The sequence below is a fragment of the Porphyromonas sp. HMSC077F02 genome (genome assembly GCF_001815465.1).
GTDB classification, from domain to species: domain Bacteria; phylum Bacteroidota; class Bacteroidia; order Bacteroidales; family Porphyromonadaceae; genus Porphyromonas_A; species Porphyromonas_A somerae.
Genome location: NZ_KV820668.1, coordinates 42,070 through 63,496, shown reverse-complemented (window position 1 = coordinate 63,496; position 21,427 = coordinate 42,070). Strand labels below are relative to the sequence as shown.

At 41.3% G+C, this 21,427-nt stretch carries 19 protein-coding genes and 1 pseudogene; all 20 read left to right on the top strand.

The window, feature by feature from the left end; translation table 11 throughout:
• Nucleotides 1–273 precede the first annotated feature (273 nt).
• A pseudogene (locus HMPREF3027_RS09865) lies at nucleotides 274–2,226 on the top strand (SDR family NAD(P)-dependent oxidoreductase).
• A gap of 41 nt (nucleotides 2,227–2,267) precedes the next feature.
• Entirely contained in the window at nucleotides 2,268–3,620 is a 1,353-nt protein-coding gene (locus tag HMPREF3027_RS04730; protein WP_070707339.1) for an AAA family ATPase, read from the top strand.
• The gene (locus HMPREF3027_RS04725) at nucleotides 3,613–4,098 is read left to right on the top strand and encodes a hypothetical protein (RefSeq protein ID WP_070707337.1); all 486 of its coding nucleotides are present in this window, start codon (nucleotides 3,613–3,615) and stop codon (nucleotides 4,096–4,098) included. Before HMPREF3027_RS04730 ends, HMPREF3027_RS04725 begins: the two co-directional genes overlap by 8 nt.
• 225 nt (nucleotides 4,099–4,323) lie before the next feature.
• Nucleotides 4,324–5,685 carry an MATE family efflux transporter gene (locus tag HMPREF3027_RS04720; RefSeq protein WP_246830528.1) on the top strand — a complete coding sequence of 454 codons (1,362 nt, stop codon included), beginning with the start codon at nucleotides 4,324–4,326 and terminating at the stop codon, nucleotides 5,683–5,685.
• 263 nt (nucleotides 5,686–5,948) lie between these two features.
• Nucleotides 5,949–6,695: a nitroreductase family protein gene (locus HMPREF3027_RS04715; RefSeq protein WP_168165874.1), complete on the top strand. Its 747-nt coding sequence runs from the start codon at nucleotides 5,949–5,951 to the stop codon at nucleotides 6,693–6,695.
• Nucleotides 6,696–6,704: 9 nt separating this feature from the next.
• Nucleotides 6,705–7,223, top strand: a complete 519-nt coding sequence (locus HMPREF3027_RS04710; protein WP_070707331.1) for a polysaccharide pyruvyl transferase family protein — start codon at nucleotides 6,705–6,707, stop codon at nucleotides 7,221–7,223.
• Between the two features lie 131 nt (nucleotides 7,224–7,354).
• Nucleotides 7,355–8,323 carry an SDR family oxidoreductase gene (locus HMPREF3027_RS04705; protein ID WP_070707329.1) on the top strand — a complete coding sequence of 323 codons (969 nt, stop codon included), beginning with the start codon at nucleotides 7,355–7,357 and terminating at the stop codon, nucleotides 8,321–8,323.
• A gap of 45 nt (nucleotides 8,324–8,368) precedes the next feature.
• Nucleotides 8,369–9,388 (top strand): AAA family ATPase, encoded by a 1,020-nt coding sequence (locus tag HMPREF3027_RS04700; protein WP_070707327.1) that lies wholly within the window; start codon nucleotides 8,369–8,371, stop codon nucleotides 9,386–9,388.
• Nucleotides 9,385–9,912, top strand: a complete 528-nt coding sequence (locus HMPREF3027_RS04695; RefSeq protein ID WP_070707325.1) for a hypothetical protein — start codon at nucleotides 9,385–9,387, stop codon at nucleotides 9,910–9,912. Before HMPREF3027_RS04700 ends, HMPREF3027_RS04695 begins: the two co-directional genes overlap by 4 nt.
• A gap of 11 nt (nucleotides 9,913–9,923) precedes the next feature.
• On the top strand, nucleotides 9,924–11,201 hold the full coding sequence (locus HMPREF3027_RS04690) for a nucleotide sugar dehydrogenase (RefSeq protein WP_070707353.1): 1,278 nt from the start codon (nucleotides 9,924–9,926) through the stop codon (nucleotides 11,199–11,201).
• Nucleotides 11,202–11,216: 15 nt separating this feature from the next.
• Nucleotides 11,217–11,420, top strand: coding sequence for a hypothetical protein (locus HMPREF3027_RS04685; protein WP_070707323.1), 204 nt, complete (start codon nucleotides 11,217–11,219; stop codon nucleotides 11,418–11,420).
• Nucleotides 11,421–11,505: 85 nt separating this feature from the next.
• Nucleotides 11,506–12,594, top strand: a complete 1,089-nt coding sequence (locus tag HMPREF3027_RS04680; RefSeq protein WP_070707322.1) for an NAD/NADP octopine/nopaline dehydrogenase family protein — start codon at nucleotides 11,506–11,508, stop codon at nucleotides 12,592–12,594.
• 13 nt (nucleotides 12,595–12,607) lie between these two features.
• Entirely contained in the window at nucleotides 12,608–14,080 is a 1,473-nt protein-coding gene (locus HMPREF3027_RS04675; protein ID WP_141756229.1) for a lipopolysaccharide biosynthesis protein, read from the top strand.
• A gap of 4 nt (nucleotides 14,081–14,084) precedes the next feature.
• Complete coding sequence (locus HMPREF3027_RS04670; protein WP_070707316.1) at nucleotides 14,085–15,158, top strand: sugar-transfer associated ATP-grasp domain-containing protein; 1,074 nt, start codon at nucleotides 14,085–14,087, stop codon at nucleotides 15,156–15,158.
• Between the two features lie 36 nt (nucleotides 15,159–15,194).
• A complete protein-coding gene (locus HMPREF3027_RS04665; protein WP_070707314.1) occupies nucleotides 15,195–16,073 on the top strand; it encodes an ATP-grasp fold amidoligase family protein in 879 nt (292 codons plus the stop codon).
• 782 nt (nucleotides 16,074–16,855) lie between these two features.
• Nucleotides 16,856–17,344, top strand: a complete 489-nt coding sequence (locus HMPREF3027_RS09525; protein ID WP_141756228.1) for a hypothetical protein — start codon at nucleotides 16,856–16,858, stop codon at nucleotides 17,342–17,344.
• A 1-nt stretch (nucleotide 17,345) separates the two neighbouring features.
• Nucleotides 17,346–18,497: a glycosyltransferase gene (locus tag HMPREF3027_RS04655; protein ID WP_070707311.1), complete on the top strand. Its 1,152-nt coding sequence runs from the start codon at nucleotides 17,346–17,348 to the stop codon at nucleotides 18,495–18,497.
• A gap of 21 nt (nucleotides 18,498–18,518) precedes the next feature.
• Nucleotides 18,519–19,835, top strand: a complete 1,317-nt coding sequence (locus HMPREF3027_RS04650; RefSeq protein WP_070707309.1) for a UDP-glucose dehydrogenase family protein — start codon at nucleotides 18,519–18,521, stop codon at nucleotides 19,833–19,835.
• A gap of 4 nt (nucleotides 19,836–19,839) precedes the next feature.
• Nucleotides 19,840–20,607, top strand: a complete 768-nt coding sequence (locus tag HMPREF3027_RS04645; protein WP_070707307.1) for a glycosyltransferase family 2 protein — start codon at nucleotides 19,840–19,842, stop codon at nucleotides 20,605–20,607.
• Nucleotides 20,608–20,610: 3 nt separating this feature from the next.
• Entirely contained in the window at nucleotides 20,611–21,192 is a 582-nt protein-coding gene (locus HMPREF3027_RS04640) for a sugar transferase (RefSeq protein WP_070707305.1), read from the top strand.
• Nucleotides 21,193–21,427: the final 235 nt, after the last annotated feature.

Below are 21,427 nucleotides of genomic sequence, written 5' to 3'. Positions count from 1 at the left end.
GCCTATTTAACATGGACCTCTGCCGAGGTCCTTTTCCTCGGCAAGACCCCCGACTCGTCTGATCCGCCCGACTGTCCGATACCCCCCCGAAAAAAAATAACCGGCTCCTGCGCGTCCGATTTTCACATTACCACCACCGTCCACAACTGCCCCTGAAAACTTTATACAAGCTATGGAAAATATGAAATAAATAAGGTACATTTGCAATTGAGATCGTAAAGAAGACGCATTCGCTTTTCTCACCAAGGAAAGAACTTAGACCACACTATAACGATGACTAAAAACAGCATAGAAGCCCCCTCACGACACAAAGAGCGTAAGGCTCCAACCCTCAGTAGGTATCTCATACTTTTGGTAGATATGGTAGTAGGCGTTGTCGCGGCAGTAGCGTCGCTATTTGCTTTTTTCACCGTCACAGGGCTAGTGACTTTTACACCACAGCTATTAGCTACGATAGCAATAGCTGGGCTAATCGCCACATTTCTCTCCTCCTACCTACTAGGTACCTACCGCCCACTCCTCAGGTACCAATACTTCTCCATCGGTCGCCGACTGCTGGTGATGTTTTTCCTAAACACCCTACTATTCTACGGAATACTCCTTGCTGGCAACTACTGGATTCCATTGGGCTACGGTGGCAAGATGCTTCTGATGCTCGCCATCACCTACTTTGGTGCCTTCTTCGTGCTATTCGTGCTCTACCGATCGGTAGCAGTATTGGCAGCACGTGCTTTCTGGGGCGTCTCCACAACCAAACACCAACGCGAGCGGGTACTCATCTATGGTGTGAGCAACGCCAGTAGCGATCTAGCTTTGCAGCTAGAGGAGAGCCCCAAGTACAAGGTGGTAGGTTTTTGCCATAGAGGGAGTGTCAACGGCGGTGCTACCGTCTCCAATTATAATATCTACCATCTCAAGGATGAAGAGCAGCTCAAGCAATTGGCACAGGAGCTCAATCTCGATGCGGTTATCTTCACAGATCGCAGCGATCTGCTCAAAGAGCGAGAGGCCCTTATTTACCAACTCGCCTCTCTCGGCGTGAAGAGCTTATTGGCCCCCGAGATCAGCGAAACCTCGCCTACCGACATCGCTCGTGATAGTGTACAGAAGATAGAGATGGAGGATCTCCTCAAGCGGGAGGTGATCCACCACGAGCCCGAAAAGGTAAAGGAGATGTACCGCGACAAGGTGGTGATGGTCACCGGTGCTGCCGGAAGTATCGGATCGGAGCTGGTGATGCAACTGGCTCAGCTCCCCATCAAGCAACTCCTACTGCTCGATATCGCCGAAACCCCACTCCACAATGTGCGACTAAAGCTCAAGGAGAAGTACCCAAACCTCAACTTTGTACCAATCCTCGGAGATATCCGTAGCTAGAATAGACTCGATGCCCTATTTGCAAAGTACCGACCCAATATTGTACTCCACGCCGCCGCCTACAAGCATGTGCCCCTCCTAGAGGAGAACCCATGCGAAGGGGTGCTGGTCAATGTACAAGGCTCTAAAAACATCGCCGACTTCTGCCTCAAGTACGAGGTAGAGCGGATGGTGATGGTCTCTACCGATAAGGCGGTCAACCCTACCAACGTGCTAGGAGCCACCAAACGGGCAGCGGAGATCTACGTCCAAGCCCTCGGAAAGGCGGTAGAGGAGGGCAAGGTGGCAGGGAAGACCACCTTTATCACCACCCGGTTTGGCAACGTACTCGGGTCGCAAGGATCGGTAATCCCTCTATTCCGCGACCAAATAGCTAAGGGCGGACCCGTAACCGTCACCGACCCCAATATCAACCGTTTCTTTATGAGCATCCACGAGGCCTGCTCACTCATACTGGAGGCATCGTCCGTAGCGACAGGGACCACTATCTTTGTCTTTGACATGGGCGAACCGCATAAGATCGTAGACCTAGCAGAGAATATGATTCGCCTTGCAGGGCTCGAACCCTACAGCGATATCGACATCCAATTTACCGGTCTGCGACCAGGCGAAAAGCTCTACGAAGAGAAGCTAGCCGATGGCGAGAATACCATCCCTACCGATATTCCCAAGATCCACATAGCCAAGGTGCGGGAGCACAATTATGCCGACCTCTTCGATACCTACGAGGCGCTACGCGACCACGCTCGTAATATTGAGATCGAAGCCTGCGTCCGACAGCTTCTCTCCCTCATCCCAGAGTACACCCCCGCTCCCAACTCCCCCTACGCCCCCCTCAACAAAAAGTAGTACCTTTGCAAGAAAAGTGGTAGATAATAATAATCTGCAAGATGGTAAAGTTAAGCATCAATAATTTCCGAGCTGTCAGAAGTGCATCCATTGACCTCAATGGCATTTCTGTACTCACTGGTGTAAATGCTTCAGGAAAGAGCACCATTTCTCGACTCCTCTACTACTCCCTCTATTATAGTCAAAACTTTGAAGACCTACTGGAGCCAGACCTATTATATAATAAGCTAGAGCCTATCATCTCACTATACAGAAGGCTTCTGAATTCACTCTATATAAGAAATGGCATAAGCCTCGAGGATAGAGCAAGAATCCGTGAAGCTAGAGATCTATCAATGTCCAATAATCTGAATATAATGCGTGAAGCACACGAAGAGATTATTGACCTACTTATTGAGTTTTACGAGGGGCACGGACTAGAGGTGCGACAGCACGAAAGGTCTGCATTTGGCGGATATGCTAAGAAGCGAATTGCTAATAGGTACTCATTTATCAATGCTCTATATGGCTTAAAAGATGAGGTAAACCTCATTTTTGACACCTACAATAAGGAGACTGTTCTTAGAGATCCAAAATATCTATCTCGCAAACTGCAAAGAGAGTTTGGCACACCAGAATTGGATCCTACACTCTTTTCAATACAAGAAGAAGAGGAATCTATTATAGACCTGAGGAAAAAGAGTGTAGGAAAGGTTAGTTCGATAGACAAAGTATACTACATTGATACACCAGTAGTGGTGAATATGCCCTCTGGGGTCCAGATTTTTGAAGACACACCACTCCATTGGGCACAATTACTAGAGCTATTCTCAAGTACTCCGATGGACTACTCCGAAGATTATTGGAGCCATCGCATTGCCAACATCGTAAAAGGACGAGCTATCGTTGTAAAACCGACCGAAGGCATCAATAGGTCAGTGAGAATGCGTTTCAAAAGCGATAAGGGTGTGGAGTTTCCTCTCAAAGAAGTAGCAACAGGCATCAAGGGATTCGCAATGCTACAACTGCTCCTTCAGAAAGGGTTACTTGATAAAAACACCTTATTAATTATTGATGAACCAGAAGCACACCTACACCCTCAATGGATCGTAGAGTATGCCAAGTTACTTGTAGAGCTCAACCACTCTTTAGGAACACGCTTCCTAATCGCCACCCACAGCACGGATATGGTGCAAACACTCTATTTATTGCAAGAGGAGTATAATGAAAGTAGGAAGGAAACCGATGACTGCAGTCTAAAGTTTTATTTGGCGGAACAGTCCGATAGTGCTACCGATGGCTATGTCTATAAAGACTGCCAAGGTGATATTGAGCCCATATTTAGTGTATTTAATCGTTCGTATGACTTAATGGCGAAGTACACACCCACTATTTCAAAGATGAACGATGAATAAATACTCTAATAAACTGACAAGTACTCATCCACTATTCAAAGAGTATGCAATAGACCTATGTGAGCTCCTTCAAAGAGAAGGAGGCAAGCAGATTTCAGACGATGAACTCAGCGATTGCAAAGTGATAGAGATGGATCGAGCAAAAAACAAAATGGCTCCAACACTCAAAAGCGTTGATATCGTATTCTGCTGTGAAGGCGGGAAGATACAGTTGACTGAGTGTAAGCTAAGGGTCAAAAATATCAACCAGTTAAGTGCGACGGAATTAGAGGGTAAAGTAAGCGACACCAAAGCGATCCTAATGAATAGTAGTTGTACAAGTACCTGTGACACTCAATGTGCTTTAATCGTCAAGGAGACACTCGTGCAAAGCACAAGAAATAGGATACGCCGACTTTATCCTAAAAAAGTGCCCACCCAACTACCGTTCACCATCTTATCACAGAAAGAATATATTGATCTATTCTTTAAAGTATAACCCATTTAATCAAGGCATCATATAGAGAAATAATAGAGCTCCCGACGCATTTACATGGCAACAGACACCACAAATAGATCCAAAACCATTGCAAAGAACACTATTGTCCTATACATTAGGATGATATTTGTTTTGGGCGTAGCTCTATACACTTCACGCGTATTACTAGAGGTCTTAGGTGTAGAGGACTATGGTGTATATAATGTAGTAGGAGGCATCGTCACGATGCTGGGTTTTTTCAATGGGGCGATGGTCTCCTCTACCCAGCGCTTTTTCTCTTTTGCCATTGGCCGGAATGATACCCAACAGCTCTGCCTCAACTACTCCACCATTCTCGCTATTCAGGTCGGTTTGGCACTGCTCATTCTTTTACTCGCTGAGACAGTAGGGCTATGGTTTGTCAAGAACTACTTAGTTATTCCTCAGGAGAGGCTCACAGCTGCCATATGGGTATATCAGTTTGCCGTATGCACATTCATTGTCTCAATGCTGCAAGTACCCTTTGGTGCAATGATAATAACGCATGAGCGTATGGACGCCTATGCCTATATTAGCATTGCTGAAGTCTTGCTAAAGCTCCTAATAGTCATTGCACTTCCATGGGCACCCTACGACAAACTAATTATCTATGCTGGGCTACTATTTTTTGTGGCGCTCCTCACCTTTGCGGCCTATATTATCTACACCCGCACGAGGTTTAAGTATGTCAAGTACATCAAGGAGAAAAACAAAGCTTTATTCAAAACACTCATCGGCTATATGGGGTGGAACCTTTGGGGCAATGCAGCAGCGGTGATTATGAATCAGGGCGTAAACATTTTGATCAATCTATTCTTTGGTCCCGCAGTCAACGCTGCTCGTGCCATTGCATACCAAGTCCAAGGGGCGGTCAATCAATTGGTAGGCAACTTTCAACTAGCCATGAACCCCCAAATCGTAAAGTCCTATGCCGCAGGCGACCTAGAGTATATGCATAACCTCATCATCAGAGGCGCCAAGCTATCATTTTATTTGATAGTTATATTTGCAATGCCAGTAATTATTGAGACAGAAACCTTATTAGGCCTATGGCTAAAAGAGGTACCTGAACACACCGTTCTTTTCACCCAATTAGTAATGATATTTGTAGTTTTAGAAAGTTTGTCTGGAACTATGATGATCTCAATACAAGCTACTGGCAAAATAGGACTGTATCAATCAGTCATTGGTGGACTTTTAATTTTGAATTTGCCAACCTCTTATCTGGCATTAAGACTAGGCGCGGAACCAGAAGTAACAGTACTAGTTTCAATTATTATTAGCATTATTGCATTTGTGCTTCGAGTTTTAATTGTCTCACCAAAAATAAATATGAGCAAAACCAAATTGATAGTTGAGTTATTTATCAAAATGAGCATTATAGGAGCAATTGTCTACACAGCATTGAGCCTCATATATAGCATTGGTTTTTCAACGTGGACTAGCGTTATTGTTACAGTAGTCTCATCGTTTGTTATTACCACTTGCTTGATGTATACAATTGGCTTCACCACAGAGGAGAAAAGATATTTTAGGAATTACATTACACACACATTGATGAAACGATGAACAGGTCAAGCATAAAAGGAGTGATAAGAAGTGTGATTGGAGCACGAGGTGTCAAGACTTTAAAGAGCACATACAACTATATAATTTTACGAAGAGTATACCGTAAGGATCGGGTCAAGTACCAGAAGTATTCCACTGTCTTTAATCATAATAGTTTTGAAAAGGTGGAGTGCGAGGTAACCCTCCACTACCATGGGATAGAAAAGGGTTTTTTGCACGAAAAAATACGTCCATACTTTGCCAAGGATAGAGTAATATCCCTATTGAAGATACTTAGTGATAAGATAATTGATGAACATCAGTGGCAAAGATGTCACTTCCAAGCCGCCACTGCCAACTTGTGCAACTATTTTGATTGGCACAAGGCTAATGGCTACGTGCTAGACTACTTTTCTCAAGAGCAATACGATCAGTTAAAAGCACATTTGATTACCCCACTTTCTAGTATAAAAGAGAGGAGTAGAGAAGAGTATTTTACTAGAACGAAGTCTCCTTTCTTTGATTTTGCTAAATCCAGGAGTAGTGTTCGAGAGTTTTCTGAGGCTCTAGTACCACACGATGTGTTGGAGGATGTTATTAACTTAGCTAATACAGCACCTAGTGTTTGCAATAGGCAAGGTGTCTCCGTTGTCATTGTTGAGGATAAAGTCAAGATCCAACAGATCCTAGATATCCAAAAAGGACTTGCAGGCTACACCTCAATAAGTCAACTAGCCGTCATAAAATCAAATAGAAGCTACTTCTATTCTACAGGAGAAAGAAATCAACTGTATATTGATGGTGGCATATACTTGATGAACTTACTTTACGCATTTCATTATTATGGGATTGCTGCTTGTACTGCCCATTGGGGACTATTAAATGACGCCGATAGTAAAATGGAGGATCTACTAGGTCTATCTCCAGCAGAACAAGTGATTTGTATTGTCTCCTTTGGATATCCAAAAGAAACAGTCAGGAGTACATTGTCTCTAAGAAGAAAGGCTAATGAAAACCTAACATTTATTTGATGCTTTGATATGGCTAAAATAGGAATTCTTACACAGCCATTGGGGCTAAATTATGGTGGCATTCTACAAGCTTTTGCACTACAACACGTTTTGCGAGAGGAAGGGCATTCTCCCATCATTTTCAATAGAGTACATCCTTGGTATTTTGACGTGGCCTATTATGGATGGGGTGCCCTTAATTTTATGATTGGAAAACGCCCAAAGCTAAGGATATCACCCAATCGTGAAGAATCTGCTATCATCAAACAACATACCACCAGGTTTATTGATGAGCACATTTCCATAACCGATAGGATTCGGAGCACCAATCAATTGAAGCGCACCTTTAATCGTGAAAATATTGATGCGATTATCGTAGGTAGTGACCAAGTTTGGCGTGAGTCATTCTCCCCATGTATCTCCAATTACTTTTTAGACTTCCTATCTGGAAACAACGAGATTAGGAAAGTGGCTTATGTAGCATCCTTTGGGATTGACTATTGGGAATATGGCAAGAATGCGACAAGTACAGAAAGGCGCTCAGTATGAGTACCGAGCTGTACCACTACGATGGATTACCCGCAAGAGTGATCAATAAGCTAAAGTCAATTGTTTCAAAATCAAGATAGGTAATTAATTCGCTTTAGCATGAACATTAAAAAGATAGACCAACAATAGATATGAAGATACTAATCACAGGAGGTGCCGGTTTTATAGGTTCCAACCTCTCCCAACATTTCCTAACCCTAGGTCACCACGTCCGTGTCCTAGACAACTTCGCAACCGGCAAACCCGAGAATATCCTCCCACTCATCGAGCAATATCCTCAAACTTTTGAATTGATAGTAGGAGATATCCGAAACCCGGAGGATTGCCGTAAAGCTTGCGATGGCATAGAGTACATCCTTCACGAAGCAGCACTAGGCTCTGTGCCACGCTCTATCAAGGATCCCGCCACCACCAATGAGGTAAATATCTCTGGTTTCATCAATATGCTGATTGCTGCGAGAGATGCCAAAGTGAAGCGATTTGTCTACGCCGCCAGTTCATCCACCTATGGTGATAGCGAGAAGCTACCGAAAGTAGAGGAGGTGATAGGTCGCCCACTCTCCCCTTATGCGGTGACGAAGTACGTCAACGAGCTATATGCCGATGTCTTTGCTCGTACCTATGGCATGGAGTGCATAGGGCTTAGGTACTTCAATGTATTCGGACGCCGACAAGATCCACACGGAGCATACGCAGCGGTGATTCCCCTATTTGTGAAGAAGCTAATGGCACACGAAGCACCCACCATCAATGGTGATGGCACCTATAGCCGCGACTTCACCTATATCGACAATGTGATACAGATGAGCGAGCTGGCCCTGGCCACTACCAACCCTGAGGCAGTAAATCAAGTTTATAATACCGCCTTTGGAGAAAGGACCACTCTTAATGACCTTGTAGCATCTCTAAAGGATAATTTAGCTAACTTTGACCCAGAGATAGCAAAGATTGAACCCATACACGGGCCTAATCGGGTGGGAGACATTCCACACTCATTGGCCTGTATTGACAAGGCAAAGCGACTTCTCGGCTACAATCCTAAGTACAGTATGGCAGAAGGGCTTAAGGAGTGCTGTCAGTGGTATTGGGAAAACCTTTGATAGGGCAGCGTTAATTATGTGAAAGCAGTTTAGATATAGGTAATCATGATATCAAAGATAGTCATCAATAACATCACAGCTTTTGAGAAACTTGATGCAGAATTCTCCCCCGGGCTGAATGTGCTGATAGGAGAAAATGGCACGGGAAAAACCCACGTCATGAAGCTACTATACTCGGCTTGCACGGTTGCGAGTAAAAGTGAAAATAAAACCATCTCTCAGAAACTCATTGAGAATTTTTTACCTGATAGCATTGGGAGACTAGTTAGAAGAGCAAGAGGTCGCAAGAGAGGCTCATTCACAGTTTTTGCCACAGGCAATGATAATGAAACCACTAGAAGTCTTAAGGTAAATATTACCACCCAAGACAATATCTCTTCAACGGCAAGTAGCTGGAAAACGGATGCTCCTGATCAGGTTGTTTTCATCCCAGTAAAGGATATGCTAGCTAATGCCCCTGGCTTTCAATCTCTTTACTCCAATCACTCAGTACACTTTGAAGGGGTATACGCCGATATAATTAACAAAGCACTTTACCCAGCTACTCGGGGACGAAGAACTAAAATACAAGAAGAGCTACTTACTTTGATTGAAAAGGAAATTTGTGGAACTGTCGCAACAGAAGGGGAAGAGTTTTACCTTAAAGCCACAAATGGTTCTGGCAATCTTGAGTTTACTCTTCTGGCAGAAGGATATCGTAAGTTAGGCTTACTATTTTGCCTCATTCAAAATGAAATGCTCACAAAAGGCTCTATATTGTTTTGGGACGAGCCAGAAGCCAATCTCAATCCAAAAATGATGGAGATAGTAGTGAACATACTATACAAACTTGTGGAGCAAGGGGTACAAGTATTCGTTTCTACACATAATGATATGCTAACATCTCAAATTAGACTGTCTGAAGATAAAGGAAACACACTTTACCACCTATTCTCAAAGGATAAATCAACTGGCAGTATCAGCCATATGAGCTACGAGAAGTTGGATAACATTGAGGATAACCCAATCAATCAAGCGTACGAAGCACTGCTATTAAGGCAAATTAGCGAGGAGTTGGATGTATGAAAGAGACAATTGAGGGTTACCACTTTGACTTTCCAAATGCAACTAGCATCCGTAAGTTTGATGATCCTAAGACGCATCAAATGTCCCACACAATGAAGGCAGTTGATGTCTTAATCGAAATGCCTCAATGTAGGATATTCATTGAGATAAAAAACTATGAGGCTTATCGCGAATGGAAAGGTTTTCTCAAGAAAAAAGATGAGGAGAGAGAAGCCTTTCTTGATCACTTACGATTCAGCCTGAAATACAAGTATAGAGACTCGTTTCTATACCAATGGTGCCAAAAGGAGAAAGAGAAAAAGAGCATCTTCGTATTTCTAACTGATTGGTCTAATAACTCACAAATCCATAGTTTCCAAAATGCACTTCATTGGCAAAGTTTATTTCCAGTACAAAAGGAGAAGGATAAAAATTGGGGGAAAGTTTGGAAAAGAACATTTGTAGCGAATGCAATTATGGTCAATGATAGCTTATGGAATAAAACAGAAAAGCTAAGGAATTACGGCACAATACAAAAAGCATAAGATATATTATGATGAGAAGTTTATCAGACACAAAAATAGCAGTCATAGGACTCGGATATGTAGGGCTACCACTAGCTCGACTATTTAGTACTAAGTTCAAAACCGTTGGCTTTGATCTTAATGAAGCTCGCTGCAAGGAGCTGATGAGTGGCATTGACTCCACCCTCGAGGTGGATAATGCCATCTTAAAGGAGGCCATAGAGCGTCACGGCTTTATCTGCACCAGTGATATTGAAGCTATCAGAGATTGCAACTTCTACGTGGTGGCGGTGCCCACTCCAGTAGATGAAAACCACAATCCCGACCTCACACCCCTAATTGGTGCAAGTACCACCGTGGGGAAAGTGATCTCACGAGGCGATGTGGTAGTCTATGAGAGCACCGTATACCCTGGGGTCACAGAGGACGACTGTCTACCAGTGGTGGAGAAGGTATCTGGCCTAAAGTTCAATCAAGACTTCTTCGCTGGCTATAGCCCTGAGCGTATCAACCCAGGTGATAAGGTACACACCGTGGAGCACATCAAAAAGGTCACCTCAGGATCTACTCCAGAGGTCGGCGAGTATGTAGATAGTGTCTATAGCTCAGTAATCGCTGCCGGTACTCATCTCGCCCCCACTATCAAGGTGGCTGAAGCCGCCAAGGTGATCGAAAACTCTCAGAGGGATATCAACATCGCCTTCGTGAATGAACTGGCAAAGATCTTTAACCGCATGGGCATTGACACCCAAGATGTATTGGAGGCAGCCGGAACTAAGTGGAACTTCCTACCCTTCAAGCCAGGATTGGTCGGTGGTCACTGTATCGGAGTAGACCCCTACTACCTAGCACAGTGCGCACTAAGGTACGGATACAATCCCGAGATCATCCTCGCTGGGCGTCGGATGAATGACGGCATGGGCGAGTATGTGGCGGAGCAGGTGGTGAAGTTGATGCTAAAGAAGGGGATCCAAGTACTCAATTCCAATATCCTCATCCTCGGCTTTACCTTTAAGGAAAACTGCCCCGACGTACGCAATACCAAGGTGGTAGATATCTATCATACATTGACCGATTACAATACCAACGTCACCATCTACGACCCTTGGGCCAACCCAGCTATCGCAGAGCGTGAGTACGGTGTCACCATCCACAACCAATGCCCTCAAGGCAAGTATGATGCCATCATCCTCGCCGTGGCACACGACCAATTCAAGACCCTCAACATTGACGCCCTCAAAAACGACACCACCGTCGTCTACGACGTCAAAGCAATCCTACAAGAAGACAATTACGATAAACGATTGTAATCAGCACCAGCCCCCATGAAGATAGCAATAGCAGATCGCAAGGGAAGCTTCTCCGACTATTGGATAACCTACTGCGAAGAGAATAACATACCATTCATAAGGGTCAACCCCTATGACTCTGACATCATCAATCAAGTAAAGGATTGTGATGCCTTTATGTGGCACCATCTTACGGGCTACAGAGATACCCGATTGGTAAAGTATATATTCACTTATTAGAAAAGGATTGACGATATACATAATAGTGCTCATACAAGGAATGCCATACAACGAGTAATAACTAACACCATTAAACACATCCACAATGAGATTTACGATTATTGGTTGCGGAAATGCAGGGCTTATACATGCCGCGAAATTATTTGAAGCTGGGAATGAGGTAGCCCTATTAAAAACATCTCAAGTTAACAGTGAATTCTTTGAACTTATAAAGGAACAGAACTCTTTTGAGGTGCTAGATGAGAGTTCTCAAGGTAAAGGGAAAAGGTTTAGAGTTACACCAAGCCTTATAACAAGAGATGTAGAATCAGCTATAAACTTTGCTGACGTGATTATGGTAATGACCACCACCTCTCAACACGAGAAAATCGCCCAGCTAATATCCCCATTCGTGAGAGACGGACAAATTATTGTCTTGGTTCCTGGCTATATGGGTAGTTTGATCTTTAAAAAATATATTGACAAAAAGATTATCTATAGTGAATGGGAAACAACAGCCTATAATGGTCGTATTATGGACTCTATGTATGTTAGAATCTCATTCTATAACCCTAGAAATGCGATCTCGACTCTTCCAGCAAATAAGGCACAGGAAGTCATTGACATCTTTTCAAAAAGCTTTGCTGACACAAGATACTCTCGTAAACACATATTAGAGTCTGCTTTTCATAATCCAAATATGATTGTACACCCAATAGGGATTCTATTTTCCGCATCTCGTATTGAGTACAGCAAAGGGGAGTTTTGGATGTACAGAGAAGCTTTTACCCCATCAGTCATTAATGTAATCAAAGCATTTGACAAGCAAAAGAACAAAGTCTTGCAGACTTTTGGATGCGAACCCTTAGACTATTTTGAGGCAGCTAAGTGGAGAAATGAGGAAGATCTCAACATAGATGCCATGACTGTATTTCACTCTTTTGCAGAAGCTTCAAATAAAGGCCCATCTTTCATAAACCACAGATATATAAATGAAGATGTCCCAATGGGGCTAGGACTATATACCTCAATTGCCAAGGTGGTGGGAGTAGACACATCTGTACAAGAGGGAATCATAGCCCTTTCGTCTGCCTTGCTTGACAAAGACCTAAGCACAAACGCAAGGACAATTCAATATTTACTTGGCAAAGACGACGTATCTATAGAGGACATCAAAACTGCAATTATGGGCTGAACAGCCTTTAGAAGTGGATAATAAGAGTCTAAAAGAAAAAACTATAACAAGTATGTTGTGGTCAGGTATCGGCAAGTTCGGTACCTTAGGACTACAGCTTATCTCTAACATTGTACTTGCTCGTTTACTTTTACCTAAAGACTTTGGAGCAATAGGAATGCTAAACATTTTTATTGCCGTATCTGGAATTCTTGTAACAGCGGGATTTGGCTCTGCACTTATTCAGAAGAAAGAACCATCTCAAGTTGATTATAATTCCGTTTTTTACTGGAATCTATCTGCCTCCATTGTTTTATATATTATCCTCTTCTTTTCAGCACAATCCATAAGCGACTTTTATTCAATACCCATTCTCACCCCTATCCTAAGGGTACAAAGCCTCTCTCTCATCATCCAAGCATTTTCAACAATCCAATCCAACATCCTACAAAAGGAGCTTCAATTCAAAGAGTTATCAATAAGAAATGTGACATCCGCATTAGCAGGAACTGTTATAGCTATAGCAATGGCTTATAGTGGATTTGGGGTATGGAGCTTAGTTGCCAATAATATTGTCTCAAATATTGCTGGAGTTATATTGCTTTGGAAAATGAGTCCATGGAGACCGACAAAGGATTTTAGTTGGACTTCATTAAAAGAGTTATTCCCGTTTGGCAGTCTTATTGCGATATCGTCACTAGTAGAAACTATCTACACCAATATTCAGGGCCTTATTATTGGGAAATGGTACTCTGCAACTGATCTTGGGTTATACACACAGGCAATGAAATTAGAAAGCGTACCTACAGATAGCCTATCACAGATCGTTAATCAAGTATCATTCCCCGTTTTTTCAAAACTTCAAGATGATAAACAACAACTGCTAAACGGCGTCAGGAAAAATGTCAAAGCCATTACTTATCTAAACTTTCCTCTAATGGTATTACTAATAATCATTGCAGAGCCTTTAATTACATTACTATTTGGAGAGAAGTGGCTAGCCTCTATTCCATATTTTCAGATATTGTGTATCTCTGGAATGGTTTATACTCTTAACACATTAAACACAAATGTAATCAAATCTCTTGGCAAAGGGAAAGTGTATTTTTTCGTCCAATTATCTAAGAGACTCGTTGGAATTGCACTAATTCTCATAGGTCTCAATTACGGCATATTTGGACTATTGTGGTCCGTTACATCTGTTGGTTACATTTGCCTATTCATCAATATGGGAGTAAATAAAAGGTTAATCAACTATGGTTATATAAAGCAAATAAAAGATGTCGGAGGATATTATCTCCTATCTTTAGCAACAGGTGGAGCAACATATCTATTGTGCAAGGGCATCCAATTGAATTCCTACTTAGTGATGCTCATAGAAATATTTTTATATCTAGCAATATATATATTGGCATCAAGACTCACAAATGCTGAGGGTTACATAACTTATAAACAGATCCTTTTAAATATAAGATACTTAAATAACAATAGCAAAATGAATAATTAGAGATATGGTTAGAGATCTATACACAAAATACTGCATTAAGCAACGAGAAAGGTATGACATTGCAAACATCAAAGGAAAATTAAGACAATGTGAAGTCAACCCTCTTACGAAAGGGCAAAGATCTGATATTGATGCTTTCTACACCAAGTTAGTTGGCCATAAAGTACCTCAGTATTGGCACGAGTATTTTTACTCTCGGAATGAACGCTTTTCAGTAAAATATATACCCACGAGTTTTTATCACAAAGAAATCATCTATCGCCTTAACAACTTCAGATTTAGACACGCATACGTAGATAAGTCAATATACGACATCTACTTCCCTGACGTCAATAGACCAAAAACAATAGTCAAAAATATTAATGGGTATTTTTATGATGGGAAATCTGCCCTTACAAGGGAGGAAGCACTAGCAAGATGCCAAAATCTTAAGTCTGTAGTCATCAAGCCAACTTTAGAGGGCATGTGGGGTGAGGGTGTAAAGATATTGGATATTCAAGATGGTAGGATTATTGACGGAGGGAGTAGTATTGAATCACTATTTTTGTCTTACGACAGCAATTTTATAATTCAAGAAAAAGTGAAACAGAATGACCAGCTCTCTCTACTAAATCCAACGTCTCTAAATACTCTACGCATATTATCATACCGCAATGGGAATGAGATCTTTATTCTTTACGCTGTAGTAAGGATTGGTCGTTTAGGGAAAATGATTGATAATGAGACAGCAGGTGGAATTAATGCGGATATCGACATGACCACTGGGAAAATCGTTGATTGTGCATATGGTACACCCAAAGAAAAGAAACTGCTTACTACTGATAACGGAACCAGACTAAGAGACTTTGCTATTCCATCATTTGATAAGGTTCTTAACAAAGTTAAAGAGCTACACTTGCGATTGCCTTACTTCAACATGATAGGGTGGGATTGGGGAATTGATAAAAATGGAATGCCCGTTTTGATTGAGTGGAACCGTGCTCCCGACCTTAGCCAAACAGCTCACGGACCTGCATTTGGCGATATGACAGAGTTCATTATCAAAGACACTCTCCAGCGAAAAGACACTCGTTTCTAAAGAGTGAATCACAAGAAAACAACGACTACACTATTTATGATACATAATAAACTCAAGCATCTTATTACAAGCATTTCACCCGAGCTGAGTATACGTCTCCAATATCTATATTATTTTCGAAAAAGGATAAGATTGGATAATCCACAGACATTAGATGAAAAGATCCAATGGATGAAACTAAACTTATATGGTAAAGACCCTATCTTCACTCAATGTGCAGATAAATACAGGGTTAGAGAGTACATTAAAAGCTGTGATTGCGAAGAACTTCTTAATGAACTTATTGCGGTGCATGAAAGTCCCTCACAAATTGATTGGAACGCCCTGCCTAATAAGTTTGTTATCAAATGGAATTTTGGCAATGGATATAATATTATTTGCCATGACAAAAAAACTCTTGATATAGATAAGACCATCGACCAATTAGAATCTTGGGGGAAAGAAAATGCTTGGCTGACAAATGGTGAAATACAATATAAAGATATTCCAAAACGAATTATTGTTGAGAAGTTTATTGAAACAGGAACAGAAAGGGTGCCAGACGATTACAAGATATATTGCTTTCACGGGAAACCGCTATATATGTTTGTATGCGTTGGTAGAGAAAAAGGAACACCCAAGTTTTACTTCTTTGACAAGGAGTGGAAGCTTGCTAGAATTAACCCCGACTCCATCAATGCTCCTGCTGATTTTACACTAACCAAACCTCCTCACTTGGAAGAGATGTTTCATTATGCGGCCGTTTTATCACAGAGGTTTCCATTTGTAAGAGTAGACTTCTATGACACTCCCCAAAAAGTATATTTTGGAGAACTCACTTTCACCCCAAGTGGCGGATTTGACACACATAGATTGCAAGAGACCCAACAGCTATTTGGAGATTTACTTGATCTCACTACAATCCCCAATTTATAGTTGTCACAGTTTAAGCCACGTAAATAATATTATATGATGACCCCAAACATTATGCTATCATTATGATCTACACCCCTAAAGAATATTTAGAAGACAGATTACAGAATCCTCAGCGTTCACAATTAAATACTATTCAGAGTATAGTATTATACCTATTCTTGATCGTTAATACTTTTCAGTATTCTATATGGGGGATATTTGAGCCTATATATGGATATCTAAGAGTACTTTCAATCATTCTCGTCATTCTCTTAGCTCTAACTATACCAATAAAAAGGGTACTCTACACAATAAAAGCCAATCAATTTACCCGTTGGTTTTGCATATTATTAGGTGTTTTTTCTTTGCTCTCATTCAGCCTATATGCTTTCTTTAACGCAAATATTGACTTTTCCACACACCGGGACTTGCTACTTACTATAATTACACTCATTATTGGTTATAACCTTTCCTTATCAAAAGGGCAACTCGCAAGGTATATTTATACATATATTATAGCTGCGTCTATCAGTGCCTTATCAATTTTGATGAGATTTGGGATACACATATCAAGCTTTTATTTTGAAGGAGTATATAAAAATCAAATTGGTGTATTTCTAGGTATTTTCTCCATCATTTCTATCTCTTTACTATTTTCACAAGACATTAAAAATAGGCGAAAACGGAATGTTTTGTTATTATGCTCAATTATACTATTATTAACAATTGCCATCCTTAGAGCTCGCACCTCCCTACTCTTCGTTTTTGCAGTTATAGTTTATTCTGTTGCTATCAATAAGAGCATGAAAACCAAAAATAAACTATTCATATTTGTCTGCATTGCAGTAATCCTCATTGCTTTTAGCGGTGAGATTTATCGAATATTTGTTGCCAATAAGGATGTAAGTGATCTCAATAATATATCGTCAGGTAGAATTGGGCGCATACTAAATGGATTAGCCTTTTTAAAGACACACCCTCTTTCAGGAGGTCTTTGGCATGAAAAGTATAATGGTGGAATTATCCATGTATACATTCTCAAAAGGATTGTGGATTATGGGTTACTTCTTTCCATACCTATAATAATTCTTTATGTTTATACTTGGTGCGTTACACTTAAAAACATCCTTGTAAATAAGAGGAATTTTATCAATGCACTAGCCCCACTAATTTTGTTGTTTATATTGTTAGTTAGCTTGAACGAATACTCATATCCATTTTCTCCTCTAAGTTCAATCTTTATTGTGTATCTACTATTTGGAAATTATTTAAGCACATCAACTAGACATTAACATGAAAAAGATATTACACATCGCCAATGATTACTCAGGATCACGGGTATATAAAGAACTTATCTCCTCTATTGATAAGATAGGAGTGACTCAATTAGTATTTACCACTATTCGCAAAAAAGAATTAGATGGTCGGAATAGAATTGTTTTTAACCAGTCAGAGTCAGAGATATACTATGGTAAAAATTGGAACCCAATTCACCGCCTGTCTTTCAGATTAAAAACCATTAGTAATTACAATGAATTAATTAAACTTACAAGCCCAAAGGAAAGTGGTATAACCCATACTCATGCTCACACTCTATATAGTGATGGAGTTTTAGCCCTAAAGCTAAAGGAGGAATATGGAATACCCTACTCAGTAACCGTACGCAACACGGATATTAACCTATTTATGAAGTATCTTGTACATACGTGGGCAATTGGTCGTAAAATACTTTCTGAGGCAGATCATATCATCTGTGTTTCTCCAGCACATAAAAACAGGCTACTCAATCGCTACAGTCAATATGGTGATAAGGTAGTAAATATTCCGAATGGAATTTCAAATTATTGGCTCAATAATATTTCTTGCTCTAAGAAACAACATAAAGAAAATGAACCCTGGAATATCATCTATACGGGCAACTTCACAAGGAATAAGAATGTACCAGCACTTATGAAAGCTGTATTGAAATTGAATGAGCAATATCATTACAATATCTGTCTACACATCATTGGTGATGGAGGCAATGATCGAGATATAATATCAAGACTTGCTCGTAAATGGCCAGAATTATTTAAACTTCATGGATTTATCAAAGAAAAAAGCATTATCTGTGACTTATATAGAAAGTCTCATATATTTGCTATGCCATCTCACCACGAGACATTTGGGCTGGTATACGTTGAGGCAATGTCACAAGGATTACCAGTTTTATATACCAAAGGCGAGGGTATTGATGGATTCTTTGACCAAAACTATGGTGTTTCTTGTAGCCCCAACAACATCAACAGCATTATTTCCGCACTAAAACGATTAATAGATCATTACTCGACATTTAACATTGACCCCAACTATTTAGTGAAGCATTTCAATTGGGAAAATGTTGGAAGATCATATGTTGATGTATTTGATTTATACGATAATAATAAGCATATTAGCAAACAATAAATTACTTAGCAAGATAAAACTATGAAGATAGCGATTGTTGGAACAGGATATGTAGGGCTGGTTACCGGCACCTGTTTTGCAGAGATGGGTACAGAGGTTACCTGCATTGATGTTGACCAAAAGAAGATTGAAGGTCTCAAAAATGGGATTATTCCCATATATGAGCCTGGGCTAGACACACTAGTCCAACGTAACGTAAAAGCTGGTCGCTTGAAGTTCAATACTAAACTTGAAGAGGTTTTGGACGATGTAGAGATAGTATTTTCGGCTGTCGGCACCCCTCCCGATGAGGACGGATCGGCAGACTTACACTATGTGCTACAGGTGGCAAAGACGATTGGCCAAAATATCAATAGCTACAAACTAGTGGTCACCAAGAGTACTGTACCGGTAGGAACGGCGGAAAAGGTTAAGCAAGCCATTCAAGAAGAACTAGATAAGAGAAGGGTAAATATTGAATTTGATATCGCTTCCAATCCTGAATTTCTAAAAGAGGGAAATGCGATTGATGACTTTATGAAGCCCGATCGCGTGGTTGTGGGTGTTGACAGCGAACGTGCAAGGGAGCTTATGACTCGACTTTACAAGCCTATGATGCTCAATAACTTTAGGGTTATCTTTATGGATATCCCATCGGCTGAAATGACAAAGTATGCAGCGAATGCCATGCTAGCTACTCGCATTAGCTTTATGAATGATATTGCCAATCTATGTGAATTGGTAGGCGCCAGCTCTGACTCCGTACGCCAAGGCATTGGTTCAGACTCTCGTATTGGGAGTAAGTTTTTATTTCCAGGCTGTGGCTATGGGGGTTCGTGCTTTCCAAAGGATGTAAAAGCCTTGATCGCTACCGGTAAGAAATATGGATATGATATGCGTATTGTAGAAGCTGTTGAAGCAGTCAATGAGTCTCAGAAAAACATTTTATTTGAAAAGTTCAAAGCTCACTTCAATGGAGATATTAAAGGGAAAAAGATTGCACTCTGGGGACTATCCTTTAAGCCTGGCACCGATGATATGAGGGAGGCACCAGCTCTCGTGCTTATTGATTCGTTGATTAATGCGGGGTGCTCAGTTATTGCCTACGACCCAATAGCAATGGACGAAGCGAAAAGACGCTTAGGAAACATTATTACCTATGCAGATAACCTTTATGATAGTACTACTGGAGCAGATGCCATATTTCACGTCACAGAATGGAAAGAGTTTAGAGTTCCAGATTGGGATAAGATCAAAACTCTTGTGAATAACCCTCTAGTAATAGATGGTCGCAATGTGTTTGACAGAGAAGAGCTCAATAAGAATGGATTTCAATATCTTAATATAGGCAATAATTAGCAATATGGAAAGAGAGCAGCACCTTGTCTCAATCATAATGCCCAGCTATAATGCCGAGCGCTTTATATTGGATTCAATAAACTCAGTAAGAAACCAAACTTATCAAGATTGGGAGCTCCTAATCACTGATGATCAAAGCAAGGATAATACTTATGCTATAATTAAGTCTGTAGCTGAAGAGGATCCTAGGATAAGAATTTTTAGATTAGACGTCAATTCAGGTGCAGCAGTAGCAAGGAACAACTCAATTAGTCAAGCCAAAGGAAGATATATTGCTTTCCTTGATAGCGATGATATGTGGCTACCAGACAAGCTGGAAAAACAGTTGGACTTTATGCAGAGAAATAAAGTTGGTTTTTCATTTACAGCATACTATGTCTTGGATGATCAATTGCGTGATAGCTATATGGTATACGCTCCAAAAATGATCACATATAAAGAGTATCTCTCCAACACAATTATTGGGTGTCTTACGGTAATGGTTGACCGAGAAATTACGGGAGACTTTAGAATGCCTTTAATACGTAAGAATCAAGATATGGCAACCTGGCTTAGCCTATTAAAAAAAGGTCACAATGGATATGGCTTGGATATTCCACTATCTAGATATCGAATAGTGGAGGGGTCTATCTCCAATGACAAAATCAAGGCAGCCAAATCTGTATGGAAAGTTTACAGAGAGGTGGAAAAACTATCAATCCTCCAATCTATATATTATCTTATGGGCTATGCTTGGAATGCGGTTAAGAAAAGGATGACTAATAGGTTGTAAACCATGTGGGTGAAGTGGGTATTTGATAGGGTGATGGCGCTGGTGGGGCTAGTGGTGCTCTCGCCTTTGCTGGCGGTGGTGGCGATACTGATTGCGATTAAGATGCCTGGTGGACCAGTACTCTTTAGGCAGAAGCGTGTGGGACAATATGGCGAACTATTCACGATGGTGAAGTTTCGCTCTATGACGGTAGCACACGGTGGTAGCTCTATCTCGGTAGCGGGGGAGTCGCGGATCACGCCACTAGGAGCTAAGCTCCGAAAGTACAAGCTCGATGAGCTCCCTGAGCTTTGGAATGTACTGATCGGAGATATGAGTTTTGTGGGGCCACGCCCCGATGTGCCGGGCTATGCCGACAAACTGGCGGGCGAGGATCGTGAGATACTCCAACTAAAACCAGGCATCACGGGGCCCGCCTCTCTGAAATACCGGAATGAGGAGGAGATACTTGCCTCTGTGGAGGATCCGATCCGCTACAATGACGAGGTAATTTTCCCGGATAAGGTGCGGATCAATAGGGAATACATGGAGGAGTGGTCGTTTTGGGGCGATATCCGGATCATCTTCAAGACGGTGCTAGGGTAAGATTTTCCCCTCAGTAGCTAAGGCGCTTTATGCCGGTTTGTTTTTTTTGTATAGGGTAGAATATTGAGACAGCTGCACGAAGGCGATCTGCTGCGTTGCTTACGGAATTCGGGCTCGGTCACGTACGTGAGTACGCTTCCTTCGCCCTCATCCTCAGCGCCTGGCATCTCATCCTGCGTGCAAAGTCCCAGCACATTTAAGGCAAATGTGCGAGAATGGCACTTCGTGCAACATT

Bases quoted from the DNA above. Each gene is read 5' to 3' on its own strand.
- HMPREF3027_RS04685 (WP_070707323.1), top strand. From the start codon at position 11,217: ATGAAGATAGCAATAGCAGATCGCAAGGGAAGCTTCTCCGACTATTGG.
- HMPREF3027_RS04645 (WP_070707307.1), top strand. From the start codon at position 19,840: ATGGAAAGAGAGCAGCACCTTGTCTCAATCATAATGCCCAGCTATAAT.
- HMPREF3027_RS04640 (WP_070707305.1), top strand. From the start codon at position 20,611: ATGTGGGTGAAGTGGGTATTTGATAGGGTGATGGCGCTGGTGGGGCTA.
- HMPREF3027_RS04665 (WP_070707314.1), top strand. From the start codon at position 15,195: ATGATACATAATAAACTCAAGCATCTTATTACAAGCATTTCACCCGAG.
- HMPREF3027_RS04650 (WP_070707309.1), top strand. From the start codon at position 18,519: ATGAAGATAGCGATTGTTGGAACAGGATATGTAGGGCTGGTTACCGGC.
- HMPREF3027_RS04680 (WP_070707322.1), top strand. From the start codon at position 11,506: ATGAGATTTACGATTATTGGTTGCGGAAATGCAGGGCTTATACATGCC.
- HMPREF3027_RS04655 (WP_070707311.1), top strand. From the start codon at position 17,346: ATGAAAAAGATATTACACATCGCCAATGATTACTCAGGATCACGGGTA.
- HMPREF3027_RS09525 (WP_141756228.1), top strand. From the start codon at position 16,856: ATGAAAACCAAAAATAAACTATTCATATTTGTCTGCATTGCAGTAATC.
- HMPREF3027_RS04730 (WP_070707339.1), top strand. From the start codon at position 2,268: ATGGTAAAGTTAAGCATCAATAATTTCCGAGCTGTCAGAAGTGCATCC.
- HMPREF3027_RS04695 (WP_070707325.1), top strand. From the start codon at position 9,385: ATGAAAGAGACAATTGAGGGTTACCACTTTGACTTTCCAAATGCAACT.
- HMPREF3027_RS04690 (WP_070707353.1), top strand. From the start codon at position 9,924: ATGAGAAGTTTATCAGACACAAAAATAGCAGTCATAGGACTCGGATAT.
- HMPREF3027_RS04720 (WP_246830528.1), top strand. From the start codon at position 4,324: ATGCTGGGTTTTTTCAATGGGGCGATGGTCTCCTCTACCCAGCGCTTT.
- HMPREF3027_RS04700 (WP_070707327.1), top strand. From the start codon at position 8,369: ATGATATCAAAGATAGTCATCAATAACATCACAGCTTTTGAGAAACTT.
- HMPREF3027_RS04725 (WP_070707337.1), top strand. From the start codon at position 3,613: ATGAATAAATACTCTAATAAACTGACAAGTACTCATCCACTATTCAAA.
- HMPREF3027_RS04710 (WP_070707331.1), top strand. From the start codon at position 6,705: ATGGCTAAAATAGGAATTCTTACACAGCCATTGGGGCTAAATTATGGT.
- HMPREF3027_RS04705 (WP_070707329.1), top strand. From the start codon at position 7,355: ATGAAGATACTAATCACAGGAGGTGCCGGTTTTATAGGTTCCAACCTC.
- HMPREF3027_RS04670 (WP_070707316.1), top strand. From the start codon at position 14,085: ATGGTTAGAGATCTATACACAAAATACTGCATTAAGCAACGAGAAAGG.